12 protein-coding genes and 4 pseudogenes are annotated in these 11493 nt (G+C 68.1%); 7 read left to right on the top strand and 9 right to left on the bottom strand.

The window, feature by feature from the left end; translation table 11 throughout:
* Positions 1–46 precede the first annotated feature (46 nt).
* Positions 47–1102 (top strand): medium chain dehydrogenase/reductase family protein, encoded by a 1056-nt coding sequence (locus ACLIN4_RS34745; protein ID WP_411576569.1) that lies wholly within the window; start codon positions 47–49, stop codon positions 1100–1102.
* A 591-nt stretch (positions 1103–1693) separates the two neighbouring features.
* Here ACLIN4_RS34745 and ACLIN4_RS34740 read toward each other — a convergent pair.
* Positions 1694–2290 carry a hypothetical protein gene (locus ACLIN4_RS34740; protein ID WP_107477367.1) on the bottom strand — a complete coding sequence of 199 codons (597 nt, stop codon included), beginning with the start codon at positions 2288–2290 and terminating at the stop codon, positions 1694–1696.
* 689 nt (positions 2291–2979) lie between these two features.
* Between ACLIN4_RS34740 and ACLIN4_RS34735 the strand changes: the two are divergent.
* Positions 2980–3161: pseudogene (locus tag ACLIN4_RS34735) on the top strand (transposase family protein); the annotation flags it as partial.
* Positions 3162–3215: 54 nt separating this feature from the next.
* Positions 3216–4376 (top strand): IS701 family transposase, encoded by a 1161-nt coding sequence (locus tag ACLIN4_RS34730; RefSeq protein WP_411575430.1) that lies wholly within the window; start codon positions 3216–3218, stop codon positions 4374–4376.
* A gap of 184 nt (positions 4377–4560) precedes the next feature.
* Here the strand turns inward: ACLIN4_RS34730 and ACLIN4_RS34725 are convergent, their stop codons facing one another.
* Together ACLIN4_RS34725 and ACLIN4_RS34720 are read right to left on the bottom strand one after the other, a co-directional pair.
* On the bottom strand, positions 4561–4878 hold the full coding sequence (locus ACLIN4_RS34725) for a transposase (RefSeq protein ID WP_411576568.1): 318 nt from the start codon (positions 4876–4878) through the stop codon (positions 4561–4563).
* Positions 4875–4994 (bottom strand): transposase, encoded by a 120-nt coding sequence (locus tag ACLIN4_RS34720; RefSeq protein WP_107477245.1) that lies wholly within the window; start codon positions 4992–4994, stop codon positions 4875–4877. The genes ACLIN4_RS34725 and ACLIN4_RS34720 overlap by 4 nt, the downstream gene beginning before the upstream one ends.
* Positions 4995–5136: 142 nt before the next feature.
* On the opposite strand from ACLIN4_RS34720, the pseudogene ACLIN4_RS34715 reads away from it, so the two are divergent.
* The 3 genes and pseudogenes from ACLIN4_RS34715 to ACLIN4_RS34705 form a co-directional block, all read left to right on the top strand.
* Positions 5137–5277, top strand: a pseudogene (locus ACLIN4_RS34715) (transposase); the annotation flags it as partial.
* Positions 5251–5436 (top strand): annotated as a pseudogene (locus ACLIN4_RS34710) (IS5/IS1182 family transposase); the annotation flags it as partial. The pseudogenes ACLIN4_RS34715 and ACLIN4_RS34710, both read left to right, overlap by 27 nt.
* 107 nt (positions 5437–5543) lie before the next feature.
* Entirely contained in the window at positions 5544–5750 is a 207-nt protein-coding gene (locus ACLIN4_RS34705; protein ID WP_143657514.1) for a hypothetical protein, read from the top strand.
* Between the two features lie 23 nt (positions 5751–5773).
* Here ACLIN4_RS34705 and ACLIN4_RS34700 read toward each other — a convergent pair whose 3' ends face one another.
* From ACLIN4_RS34700 to ACLIN4_RS34680, 5 genes and pseudogenes are all read right to left on the bottom strand, one after another.
* A complete protein-coding gene (locus ACLIN4_RS34700) occupies positions 5774–6205 on the bottom strand; it encodes an NUDIX hydrolase (protein WP_257101516.1) in 432 nt (143 codons plus the stop codon).
* A gap of 394 nt (positions 6206–6599) precedes the next feature.
* Positions 6600–6791 (bottom strand): hypothetical protein, encoded by a 192-nt coding sequence (locus tag ACLIN4_RS34695; protein WP_411576567.1) that lies wholly within the window; start codon positions 6789–6791, stop codon positions 6600–6602.
* A 356-nt stretch (positions 6792–7147) separates the two neighbouring features.
* Positions 7148–7717 (bottom strand): hypothetical protein, encoded by a 570-nt coding sequence (locus ACLIN4_RS34690; RefSeq protein ID WP_107477246.1) that lies wholly within the window; start codon positions 7715–7717, stop codon positions 7148–7150.
* Between the two features lie 1033 nt (positions 7718–8750).
* Positions 8751–9062: pseudogene (locus tag ACLIN4_RS34685) on the bottom strand (DUF2637 domain-containing protein); the annotation flags it as partial.
* 669 nt (positions 9063–9731) lie between these two features.
* Positions 9732–10112 carry a hypothetical protein gene (locus tag ACLIN4_RS34680; protein WP_107477247.1) on the bottom strand — a complete coding sequence of 127 codons (381 nt, stop codon included), beginning with the start codon at positions 10110–10112 and terminating at the stop codon, positions 9732–9734.
* 443 nt (positions 10113–10555) lie between these two features.
* Here ACLIN4_RS34680 and ACLIN4_RS34675 point away from each other — a divergent pair, with 443 nt between their 5' ends.
* Positions 10556–10969 (top strand): hypothetical protein, encoded by a 414-nt coding sequence (locus ACLIN4_RS34675; protein ID WP_107477248.1) that lies wholly within the window; start codon positions 10556–10558, stop codon positions 10967–10969.
* Positions 10970–10985: 16 nt separating this feature from the next.
* Here the strand turns inward: ACLIN4_RS34675 and ACLIN4_RS34670 are convergent, their stop codons facing one another.
* A complete protein-coding gene (locus ACLIN4_RS34670) occupies positions 10986–11147 on the bottom strand; it encodes a hypothetical protein (protein WP_179342372.1) in 162 nt (53 codons plus the stop codon).
* Positions 11148–11493: the final 346 nt, after the last annotated feature.

Below are 11493 nucleotides of genomic sequence, written 5' to 3'. Positions count from 1 at the left end.
CCCGCCCTGCCCACGTACTGCCCCTCCCGCAACAAGGAGCACTTCCATGAACGACTCACACGCCCGCACCCCCGCCTTCACCACGACCGTCACCGAAGCGGTGCTCCCCGGCATCGTCGACCCGGAGGGCATCCAGGTCCGCACCCGACCCGTCCGCCCGGCCGGCCCCGGGCAGGTAGTCCTGGCGATGGAGGCCGCCGGAGTCTCCTTCGCCGAGCAGCAGATGCGCCGCGGCAAGTACTACGACCAGCCCCCCTTCCCCTTCATCCCCGGTTACGACCTCGTCGGACGGGTCATCGACGTGGGGGAAGGCGTGCCCGGCGAGCTGCTGGGGCGGCGCTTCGCCGCACTGACCAAGATCGGGGGCTGGGCCAGCCACGTCACCGTCGACGCCGGCGACCTCACCGAGATACCCGAGTCCGTCGACTCTGCCGAGGCGGAGACCTTCGTGGTCAACGGCATCACCGCCTGGCAGATGCTCCACCGCCTCGCCAAGGTTCAGGCCGGCCAGGTCATCCTGGTGCACGGCGCGAACGGTGGCGTCGGCTCCACCTTGGTCCAGCTCGCCCGCATCGCCGGCGCACGAGTCGTCGGCACTGCCTCGGCCAAGCACCACGACGCCGTCCGGGCGCTGGGCGCCGTCCCCGTCGACTACCGCGACCCCGACCTGGAGGACCGACTGAGCGGACACGCCCCGCGTGGCTACGACGCGGTGTTCGACCACGTCGGCGGCGAGGGCATCCTCACCTCCTACCGCCTGCTCGCCCCCAAGGGCACCCTCGTCTCCTACGGCACCGCCTCGACCCGCGACGTCCAGGGCTCGTCGAGGGCACCGGTCCTCAAGCTGCTCACCCGCCTGATGCTGTGGAACGCGCTCCCCAACGGCAAGGGGGCCCACTTCTACAACATCTGGGCCGGGCGGCGCCGACTCGACACCTTCCGGGCCAGGCTGCACGCCGACTTGGCCCAGGTCTTCGCCCTGCTCGCCGACGGCGCACTTGTCCCCCAGGTCGCCGCGCGCGTCCCGCTCGCCGAGGTCGGCGAAGCGATACGGCTGGCGGAATCCGGCACCGTCGTCGGCAAGGTCGTCCTCGTGCCGTAGCCGTGCGGCGCTCGAAGCCATTGCCCTCTGCTCCGCGACTGCCGCGGGGTAGGGGGCAGAGCCGTTTCAACCGAGAACACCCCAGGCGGTCAGCACGCGCTTGAGCGCCCGCAACGCGTAGAAGGCGCCCGACTTCACGGTACCGGGCGGACGCCGAGGACAGCTCGTGGACGAAATTCGCTGTCGCCGGGTAGCACATCTGCGCGCCGGCCGACTTGGGTACGGGCGGGTGAAAGCCTGCTGGACGGCGCGGTCGAGGCCGTCTCCGAGGGTGCCCATGAGAGCATCCGTTCGTGATCGGCTGTGTGGGCCGCTGAGGGCCGATCTCGCTACCGCGTGAGGCAGTGTGTCCGCGCGGCAGGGGCTCAGCGTTCTGTGCGCCGTCCAGGGCCGTTGGTGTGCGTTCTCGCTATCGGTGTCATGTGCCGACGCTGTGACCTGGACGTCCCTCTTCAGTCTCACGCGGTGTCGGCCGACGGTGTCTCAGGTCGGTGTCATTTCCTCAGACTGTCCAGCAGGCTGCACCGCCTGTCCGCATACCCGGTCTGGGTGCACCACCACGTACGGAGATACGTGCCACAGCGGCTCATCTCATCGCGCGGGCATGGTGGTGGCAGGAAGGCAACCCTCCAGGATGACTGCGGTGCCGGCCACGGCTCGGTCCTCGTGCATGGTGATCTGCTGGCCGGGCTGGACGTGCGTCCAGTGGGAGGGAGTGAGGGGCACAAGGCGAACCGTGGCTCGCCCGCCGGGCTCCAGCATGGGCATGTTCTCAACCCAGAGCCCAGCGATGCTGACCGCGCGTCCGCCGGTGGGTGAGAGGTGTCCGATGTCCCACATGGGCCGCAGAACACCGGCGCCGGAGATGGGCGTCGTGCGTGGCGCCTCGGCGGTAGGGCGGAGCGTCAGATCCGCCCGGATCACACCGTTGCGGAGTTCGGAGCATCGCCAATGGCACCACGTTGCGCTCCGCTCCAGCCGGAGCTGCTCGGCCGCTTCGGCGAGCTGCTCCCAGAAGGCCAGAGGGAGCGAGCGAGCGTCCCCGAGCTCCTCCAGCAGGCCCAGGGCGACCTCCCACTCGTCGTGGACGAGGTAGTCCCAGATGTCTCGCACCGTGATGTCGTTCTCGGTGGCGGCCTCTTCCGGAACCAGCAGGGAAGCTGCTTCGAGCAACTCAGGGACGTCCATGCGCTCATTGTCGACCACATGAACGTGCTGCCCGATCCGAATGTCAGACCCTGCGCTCAGAGTGCGGCGAGATTGGGCCGGTCCCGAGGCCGCCAGCGCCGGAAAACGGCAGCCTCCCTGGTCTGCTCGGGGGTGGTTTCGGCCCCAACCGGCGTCCATGCATCGTTGAGGGCCACGAGTGCAGCCTGTCAGCCCGGCCCCATCTCACCTAGGCCGTCTCTTCCGGTCTTGTAGGTCAGGCAGGATGCAAAGATGACGGCCCAGGCTGGGTTCTTGTCGGTGGGGTGTCGTAGCGTCGGCGCCCCGATCACGCAAACGGTGTTCGCTCGCACGTTCCTCCCTTGACCGGGCGTCGCACCACATTTCCACAGAGCCATTCACCGCGTAAGAGGCGGACGGAAAACACCGTCCACGACGGTAGTCCGCCTCCGAGCTGACGGGTACCCGAGTAGTTTTCCGATTCCTGTGCGATGCCGCTCCTGGAGCCGGCGGCGGTCACTCACGGCATGACCTGATGAGACGCTCCGGTGTGCTCGCATCCTCGGCAAGGAAGGGTGCCGAGTTGGCGCACCGGCTGGTCGCTGAGCACCCCTCCGTTCTCGGACCACCAGCACCATGGCAGCACCCCGTGAGTATTCGACGAGCTCCGTGAGGGTGCGACCCGTCAGGTCCGCGCCACCGGCGCCGCCAGGCTGGTGGCACTGGTGCGGCGTCGAGGTGGCGACGTCCGGCGTGGCCGGCCGTGGCGGTTGCCCCTCGAGGACCGGGGCTGCTGGTGGCGACGCGCTGGCGCACAACACTCACGTTGCGGCGGGTGGCGCCGTTGTTCGGAGTCCAGAAGTCCGCGGCCGACAGGATCCTCGACCACCTAGTACTGCAACGGTGCTTGCCGTGACTGGTGGCCAGGTTGGTCGTTGGTGTGGTTATGGGTGGGGCCCTTTCTGATGTCAGGTTGTGGGCGGGTGAACTGGAATCTGTGCATGGGCAGTTCGTGCACCGTTTCAGCAGATCGGAGCCTCGGGAGTCGGCACTGGCTTATATGCGGGGCCTGATCGCTCCGCTGCAGCGGAAGAACGGCTGGACGCTGGCAGAGGAAGCCGGTCACGCTGGCCCGGACCGCATCCACCGGATGCTGAACCGGATCGAGTGGGACGCCGACGAGGTGCTCGACGACGTGCGCCGGTACGTGGTCGACAACCTCGGCGACCCGGACGCTGTCCTCGTCGTGGACGACACGGGCTTCCTGAAGAAAGGGACGCGGTCGGCAGGAGTGCAGCGGCAGTACTCCGGCACCGCGGGGCGGACGGAGAACTGCCAGGTCGGCGTCTTCCTCGCCTATGCCACCGACCGTGGGCGGACGCTGATCGACCGGCGTCTGTATCTGCCCACCTCATGGACCGACGACCGGGAAAGATGCCGCCGGGTCGGCATCGGCGACGAGGTCGCCTTCGAGACCAAGGTGGCCATGGCCAAGGCGATGGTCCGCCGCGCGATCGCAGACAAGATCCCGTTCCGGTGGGTGACCGCGGACGCCGCCTACGGCTTTTCCAAGGGCTGGCGGTCCGAGCTGGAACGGGCGGACGTCTTCCACGTCATGGCCACCACCCGGCACGACACCGTGGTCACCCGCTGGGCGATCGACCATCCCGTCCACGACCTGTTCAACGGCCTCGCCCGGCAGAAATGGAAACGTCGTTCCTGTGGCACCGGAGCTCACGGCCAGCGGATCTACGACTGGGCACGCGTCGAGGTGCGGCCCTGGCACCGGCCCGACCGCCGCCACTGGGTGATCGCCCGCCGCAGCGTTGCCCGCCCGCAGGAGATCTCCTACTACATCGCCTACTGCCCCGCCGGAACCACACTGGATGACCTGATCCGCATCGCGGGCAGCCGGTGGGCCATCGAGGAGTGCTTCCAGAGCGCCAAGCAGGAATGCGGCCTGGACGACTACCAGGTCCGCCGCTATCCCGGATGGCACCGCCACATGACCCTCGCCATGGCCGCCCACGCCTGCCTGACCGTCCTGCGAGCCCGCGAGCTGGATGCCGGGAAAGCAGAAACGGATCCTCCCAGCTCATCCACCTGAGCCTCGCCGAGATACGACGGCTGATCGCCCGCCTCACCAACCGCCGGCCCACACCCATCGAGCACATCCTGCACTGGTCGACCTGGCGCCGCCGACGACAACACCAAGCCCGCACCAGCCACTACAAACGACGCGGACACATCCCCTGACCTGGCCACCAGTCACGGCAAGCACCGTTGCAGTACTAGGTTCTGTCGTCAAATGTCACTGCCCACATCAGGAGTGAGGCGAGGGTGACGGCTGCTTCATAGGACTGGGCGGTCTTGTCGTAGCGGGTGGCGATGCCCCGCCACTGCTTCAGGCGGTTGAAGCACCGTTCCACGACGTTGCGGTGTTTGTAGACCTGGCGGTCGAAGGCCGGCGGGCGGCCGCCGCGGCTGCCTCGCCGGGCCTGGTCGGTCCGCTCGGGGATCGTGTGCGGAGCCCCCTTTTCGGGCCCCGGCCGCATGCTGGTGGGCCCGGACGATGGTGGAGTCGACCGAGACCAGCCACTCGATGTCACCCCGCCGCGTCTGCCTTCACGAGCGCGGCCCGCAGCATCCGCGCGAACGTCCCGTCCGTCGCCCACCTGCGAAAACGCGTATGCAGCGTGGTCCACGGCCCGTAGCGCTCGGGCACGTCCCGCCAGGCCCGTGCCGGTGCGGAACTTCCACACGATCCCGTTCAGGACAGACGATGCGGCGGATCTCGGTATCGAACCGCAGGAAGGGAGTGAACTCTTCCCAGGCTCGACAACTTCACGATTTCCGGGTACTTCCGCACCACCAACGCGATCGAGTCGGTGAACGCCCGCATCCGGCGGGGGGTCAAGGCCCGTGGCCACTCCCCCAACGAGCAGGCCGCCCTGGAATGTGTCTACATGGCCATGATCACAAAACGGGGCGAGCCTCACGGCATCGGCCTGGGCATCTTCCGCCACGTCGTCGAGCGCACAATCGCCTGGCTCCACGGCTTCCGCCGCCTACGCATCCGCTGGGAAAGACGCGACGACATCCACGAAGCATTCCTCGGACCCGCCGTATGCGTGATCACTCACCGCCACGTCCAACGGATTGGTTAGGGACTGTTTACGCCACCACCGGCGACAAGGACGGGTGGCGGGGCCTGGTCAGCACACTGGAATCCATGCTCCGCCTTCACTAGAACCCGCCGGGCACGCTGAGCACATTGAGCGTTTACCTCTTCCATCGCACCGGCGCCATGAGCGGCAGCCTGTCCCAGTTCATCCGCGGCGCCGCCGTGCTGGCCATCGAGGACGGCAGCGAGGCCATCACCGAGGAGTTGCTGGAGATCGTCCCGATCGACTTCGCCGCCAAGCAGTGCGAACGGCTTACCGCTCCGGCCAAGGCGACCCGTGCGAGGCGCCCGACTTGACTTGAGGCAAAACGACCGAGTCACTACTCGCTGACGAGTCCGCTCTTCCGCAACAGCGGAAGAACTTGATCCCGAACGGCTGGAGCGAGCGTCACATCCGTTTCGCAACCGGAAATCCACCGCATGCCTGTCAATTCAGCTGCAGGATGCGGCTCACTGCTGAGGCCTGCCTCAAACACCGTCATCCGCATCGGAATTCCCTCCAGCGCAGCCACAGCCTCAACTTCTGCAAGAAGCCGTGGCCCCACGGGAGAGACACCGAGTTCCTCCATCAACTCCCTGTTCAGCGCCTCCAATGCCTCCTCGCCCTGGTCTGGCTTACCGCCCGGCAGATAGAACACCTCAGGAGCCGACTTCTTACTCACGACCAGCAGTCGTCCCCCCGAGACCACTGCGGCAGCTACCACGACCAGGGGATCGACGGCATCATGGCTCATAAGGTCCTCACGTGTCATGCGAACCATCCTCCCAGGCGTCGCCAAACACGGTTCAACCGCCTGCACCCCGAAGAAGGGCACCCATGTCCCTGCGCACGTTGCCCCACCCCATTCCGTCTGCCCGGCATGGTCCCCCGCCCGCCGTCGTTCTCACCCAGCTCCCGGACATCATCGGCGCGCAGCGGCGCCACTGCTCGTGCTGCGGCGCTATGGCTGGGACGCCACCTACGACGCGGTGCTGACCGGCCTCATGCTCTGCGCGCACATGGGGTCGCCGGAGGGACGCCCGTCGCCCTTCGGCCGCTGGGGACGTCTGGGACGACCGCCTCGACGTCCTGATCCCCTTCGACAGAGAAAAGTAGGACAACGTCGGCATCAGCACCTCGAAGCTGCTCGCCCGGCTGCCACTTCATCATGCCGTAAGTCGTGGTTCTCGCTGGAGCATCGGCGACGTTCTCCAAGGATGCGTCAGTGTGAGGTACTGACAGTGCTCCGGTTCGTTCGTCGTATCGAGTTCCGCCAGCGTCATGTCTTTCGCATCACCGAGTTCCGCCGGTGTCATGTACTTCACATCGAGGACACGGACGTCCGTCTTCGTCGTCACCTTGTACTCCTCGGTTCCCCGACGCTGAACGTCACCCGCCCCCCACTGCGGATAGGACGACGGGCCGGCACCACGGCACGGCGAAGGTAGGCGCGCACAGCGCATTCCCCCATGGCTCAGTGCCCCTCCCTGGCCGCACGGAGACCACAGCGTAAGGCACAGGTGTAGGACGAGGAGGCGCACTGGCGTGGCAAGGAAGCACACGTAGAAGCCTGCTTCCGAAGAACTGGCCACGCCTTCGACGCCGTGTCCTGCAGAGTGGTGAACACCCGCTCCCAGGTGCCGTCGACGGCCCACATCGCATTGATTTCGAACGCCTCTGGCCTTGGGAGGCAAGCTCCGGCCGGTGGGACTGTTTAGGGGACGAGCGGGGTCATGGAACGGGCGTGTTCCCACATGCCGTGGAATTGCTCCATAGGGCGCTGCTGTTCCCCGTGGAGGGCGTTGAGGACGACGAGGCATCCGGTGAGGGCCGGCACCGCCCACTGCGCGCACGCGAGCTGACGCTGCGCCTTGTGCAGGTCGATGGGGTGCTGGCCGGCCTTCTCGTTGTCCTCGGGGGCGGAGGAGCACGCCAGCTCCACCTTCTTGCCGAGGACGCGGGCGTAGGCGGTGGCGGCGAGAGCGGCCGCCGTGACGACGGTCTTGGCAGTGGTGGAGGCACCCACGCCGTGCTGGGTTCTGACCCGGTGGGCGTTCACGGCGAGCAGGCCGCCACCGCCGATCAGGTGCGCGCCGATGGCGGCGGCATTGACCGGTACCCACTTCGTCCAGCCGACCGAGGCGATCCGGGCCCGGGCGGCGACCGTGGGGCCCTCGTCCTCGGCCGCCCCGTTGAGGCCGACCGCACCCATCAAAGAGCCGCCGAACCAGGCAGCCAGGCCCACGTCGTGCAGGCTGCGGATGAGCGTGTGGCGTCCGGACATGATCGTGCTCCTTGGGGGCGTGAGCGGCAGGGGCTGGCAGGGTGTCGCGTGCCTTCACTCTCGCCGGATCTGGCTCTCGCCGCCACCAGGGCTGCCCCAGACGGTGCGCCCGTGCCCCGCGGCGCGCTTCGAGGCTCGAGAACCTCGTAGGGCGGTGGGGAAGGCGGCCCGGTCCAGCCGGGGGAGCGATATCGGACACGGGGCCGCTGGCACACGGCGCGTGGGTATGCCGCCGATGTCACGGTCCAGGAGCAGCGGGGAACGGCCGTTACCGGTGTCAGGCGGCGGTGCGTGCTGGCCGGCGTCCGCGGGTGAGCAGGCGGCCGGAGCTGATCACGCCGACGCCGAGCTCGATGCGGAGCCAGTTGTCAGCGGACTTTTCCCTTCGTCACAAAGAGCCACCTGCGCTGCCCCAGCCATGACCACGCTGACCGCGAAGCGCCACCGGCGGGCGGTTCCGCCCAGCTTGCGCACAACATCGTCCAAGGCTTGGACCAGGTGGGGGAAGTCCTCCGAACCCGCCAGCACAGCCCTCCATCGGTCCGAGTGCACGAGGGCCCCGACGAGTAGATGCGCGTGCCGCCCACCCCCTCCCTGAAGGATCGGGCGGTTCCAGCCAGTCGAACTGGGTCTCCTCACCCCGGCGGATACGCAATCACTGCGACGTTGCGGCCGGTCGAGGCATGACAGGACTCGCAGTGCGGCCGGACGCGATAGCGGCGAAGTGCGCGGGTGAACGTCGAGTACGCGCCCTCATAGCCGAGCCCTACCGCCTCGTCGATCAGGGAGGACGCCCACAGGTGCGGGTCGTCAGCAAGGCTCTGGCGGCAGTACGGAACCCGCGCCCGCAGGAGTAGCTCCAGGTCCCGATCCTTCACCGTGCCGTGAGGGCTGTCGTCCCCGCGCCCGCGGGGGTGGCTCTTCAACGCCGCCGTGATCTCAGCCGGCGACGGCTTGTCGTCCGGTGCAGCGCAGGGGGTACTGTCATCGGGTTGGTCGGCGCGTGCGGGGATCCGCTCGACGGTGAAGAGGAGCGGTGATTCCTCGATGCCGACGGCCGCCAGGTCGGCCGGGGCCGTCTGCGCCAGGGAACGCCGTAGCGCGCCAGGCGCAGCGGCATGAGTGCTTCGACAGGGGCTTTGCGGCGCCAGGCCCGGCCGTAGCGGGAGCGGAGACTGGCCTGGTAGACGAGCCGTTCCTGCTCCAGCTTGAATACCTGCTCGTAGGAGCGCAGCTCCCACAGCTTCATGCGCCGCCACAGCAGGAACGTCGGGCCCGGCGAGAGGATCCAGCGGGTGAGGCGGACACCCTCCATGTGCTTGTCGGCGGTGCTGTCCGCGATCCGGTTCGGCCAGGGTGTGTCCGCGCGCGGACGTCACCGGGGCGAATCCGTACTCGTGGTAACGGAGCAGGGTGCCTTGGAGTCGTCGTCCCACGGGCAGCCGACGGTGTGAGGGCCGTCGATCTGTTCCCACGTCCGGGCGAAGACGGGTGATGTCGTCCAGTCCCCACGCGAAGTGGTAGGTCCACCGGAAGGCATGCCCCCGGTCAGCGCCACGGGAGTGGACGGAGGCCTGCCACGGGAAGGTGGCCGACAGGCACGGAACGCCCAGTTCCTCGCACGCGTCCGCAACGGCCGGCAGGACCTGTGTGCCGGCCATGGTCAACACGATGTGAGCCTGGTCGGCGGTGACCCGGTCGTGGACGGCCTGCCGCGCCGCCACGGGTCGGAACGGCTGTCGCGAACGGCAACCGTCACGTCGTAGCGGCTGCCGTTTCTGACGTGGTCCAGCTACGCCGCCAACGCCTTCAAGACGTACGTCAACGGCTTGCCCAACGGAGCCAGAAGCCCCGTCAAGGGTGCCACCACGCCGGTCGTCAACCAGGCCGAGGCTACGCTCACCCGTACTACCTGCCTTCTCATCGCTCGCCGGGAAGGGGCCGGTGCACCGTGCCGGCGGACGACGTCACGGTGCACCGGCCCCGTAGGCGGGCCTGCGTCAACCTCTTCGGATCAGTGGCTGGAACGGTCCACGGTGACGCAGGTGGTGCGGCTCATCACCGACACCGTCTCGTTGCCGCAGTTGTTGCTGTGGCCCGAGGCGTTGCGGGCGAACAGCAGGTTGGACAGAATCCCTCCGCTGGGGCCGGCCTGGTCACCTCCGCCGCTCTCACCGGTGTCCTCGGACAGACACGTGCGGTCCTTGAACAACGCCACCTTGCCCGTCCCGCACAGGTTGGCGTGACCGGAGGAGTTCCTGCCGGACAGGTTGGACAGCACACCCCCCGGCCCCGCGTCCCTGTCACCGGCCTGCGCCTCTGCCACACCCACGGGCGTCGCCAACACCATCCCCACCATCGAGGCCACCACCGCGATTCGCCGCGCACCGAACATCCGCACCCTGTTTCCTCCCCATCTACCGTTCCCGGCCGCGTCGGCCGGTCCACCAGCCATAACGACGCTCCGGCCCAACGGCATGGCCCCGAGCCGGTGAATCATCAGCACGACGGTTGATCAACCCCCCGAAAGCAGACACATCCCTCAGACCGTTGACAGCGCAGCACGGCCGTTCTCGATGCGGTAGCGAGACGGCTGGGCAGTGCAACGCCTGGGTGATGATGGAGCCCTTCCAGCGGTGGGCGTGTCCCTCCCGCGCCGGGCTTGAATGACGTCCGCGTTGTCTGCGGCCCGGTTCCGGTCGGCCACGCTGTTGATCAGCGTGACCAGGCTCGGCAGCAGGAAGCCCAGGGCGATGAGTAATACGGTTGAGCTGGTCCAGGTCAGAGTTGACCACCAGAGGACCCGTCCTGTGCTGGCGCGGGGACGTTCTGTGGGCCGTGGAAGCGGTCTCCTGCATCTCCGCGCCGTCCATCGTCGCCGCCCTCCTCGGCAAAATCGTCTCCCCCCGTGGACAGGTGTGGACCCTCGACGTCGACCAGGCCCAGCACGCAGCCGTCTCGCTCCTGGCCGATCCCGAACCCTCGATCGCCGTGTTCCAGACAGGGTTCCGTGGGCTGGCGCGTGAAGTGCTGAACCACCCGACTATCCGGGCACTGTTCAGCGCCGAGCGGACATCTGCACTCGGCTCGGTGGTCGCTGACGCAGGTCTCGGTGCCGGAACCCTGTCCGCGGATCACCAGCGGTCCCTGACCGAAGCCGTCACGCTCGGCGAAGCCGAGCTAAGGCGACTTCTCCGAGACGACCAAACGGCACCAGGCAACCCCCCGATAGAGGTACCGCAACCCACATGAGTGATCGAACCCAGCATCACAGCCCGCCCCACCCGAGCGGCAGCGCCTCCGAGCGACTGCACGCCCTGTGCTGCCCGACGCCGAAGGCCGCCTCCAGTGCGTCGGCCGCACGACCACCCTCGCCCGAGCGGCAGGCGCGGCGGTCGCCGGCCTGCTCGAGGCGGGAGGGCGCGGGCATCCGTGGACGGGCTGGTCGTTCGCCGCCGGATGGGGCAGCCGGGAGCAGCTGGACGTCACGTTGGCGGAGCCCGGGCTGGTGGTGGAAGTCGGCGTCGATGTCGCCCGTGACGCCTCCGGCCGGTGGCGCCATCCCGCGCGTTGGCACCGCGCCCGCCCCGACCTCTCCCCCACCGAAGCCATACCGAACGCCCACCGCGAGAAGTGCACCACCCTCTCCTCTCGGCCTGGCGCTCGCCCGCACGTTCACCGATGCCGGAACACCCGGTCGCGACGCTCCCTCGTGACAAGACGAACCATCCGCACCAGGCCCGATGCGCTTGAGGAGATTGGCGTCACTGACCGCC

This window comes from Streptomyces mutabilis (assembly GCF_046628145.1).
GTDB lineage: Bacteria > Actinomycetota > Actinomycetes > Streptomycetales > Streptomycetaceae > Streptomyces > Streptomyces mutabilis.
Note: the sequence above shows the minus strand (reverse complement) of the source record. Positions and strands in the feature narration are given on the sequence as shown.

Bases quoted from the DNA above. Each gene is read 5' to 3' on its own strand.
- ACLIN4_RS34745 (WP_411576569.1), top strand. From the start codon at position 47: ATGAACGACTCACACGCCCGCACCCCCGCCTTCACCACGACCGTCACC.
- ACLIN4_RS34740 (WP_107477367.1), bottom strand. From the start codon at position 2,290: ATGGACGTCCCTGAGTTGCTCGAAGCAGCTTCCCTGCTGGTTCCGGAA.
- ACLIN4_RS34730 (WP_411575430.1), top strand. From the start codon at position 3,216: ATGGGTGGGGCCCTTTCTGATGTCAGGTTGTGGGCGGGTGAACTGGAA.
- ACLIN4_RS34700 (WP_257101516.1), bottom strand. From the start codon at position 6,205: ATGACACGTGAGGACCTTATGAGCCATGATGCCGTCGATCCCCTGGTC.
- ACLIN4_RS34690 (WP_107477246.1), bottom strand. From the start codon at position 7,717: ATGTCCGGACGCCACACGCTCATCCGCAGCCTGCACGACGTGGGCCTG.
- ACLIN4_RS34680 (WP_107477247.1), bottom strand. From the start codon at position 10,112: ATGTTCGGTGCGCGGCGAATCGCGGTGGTGGCCTCGATGGTGGGGATG.
- ACLIN4_RS34670 (WP_179342372.1), bottom strand. From the start codon at position 11,147: ATGCCCGCGCCCTCCCGCCTCGAGCAGGCCGGCGACCGCCGCGCCTGC.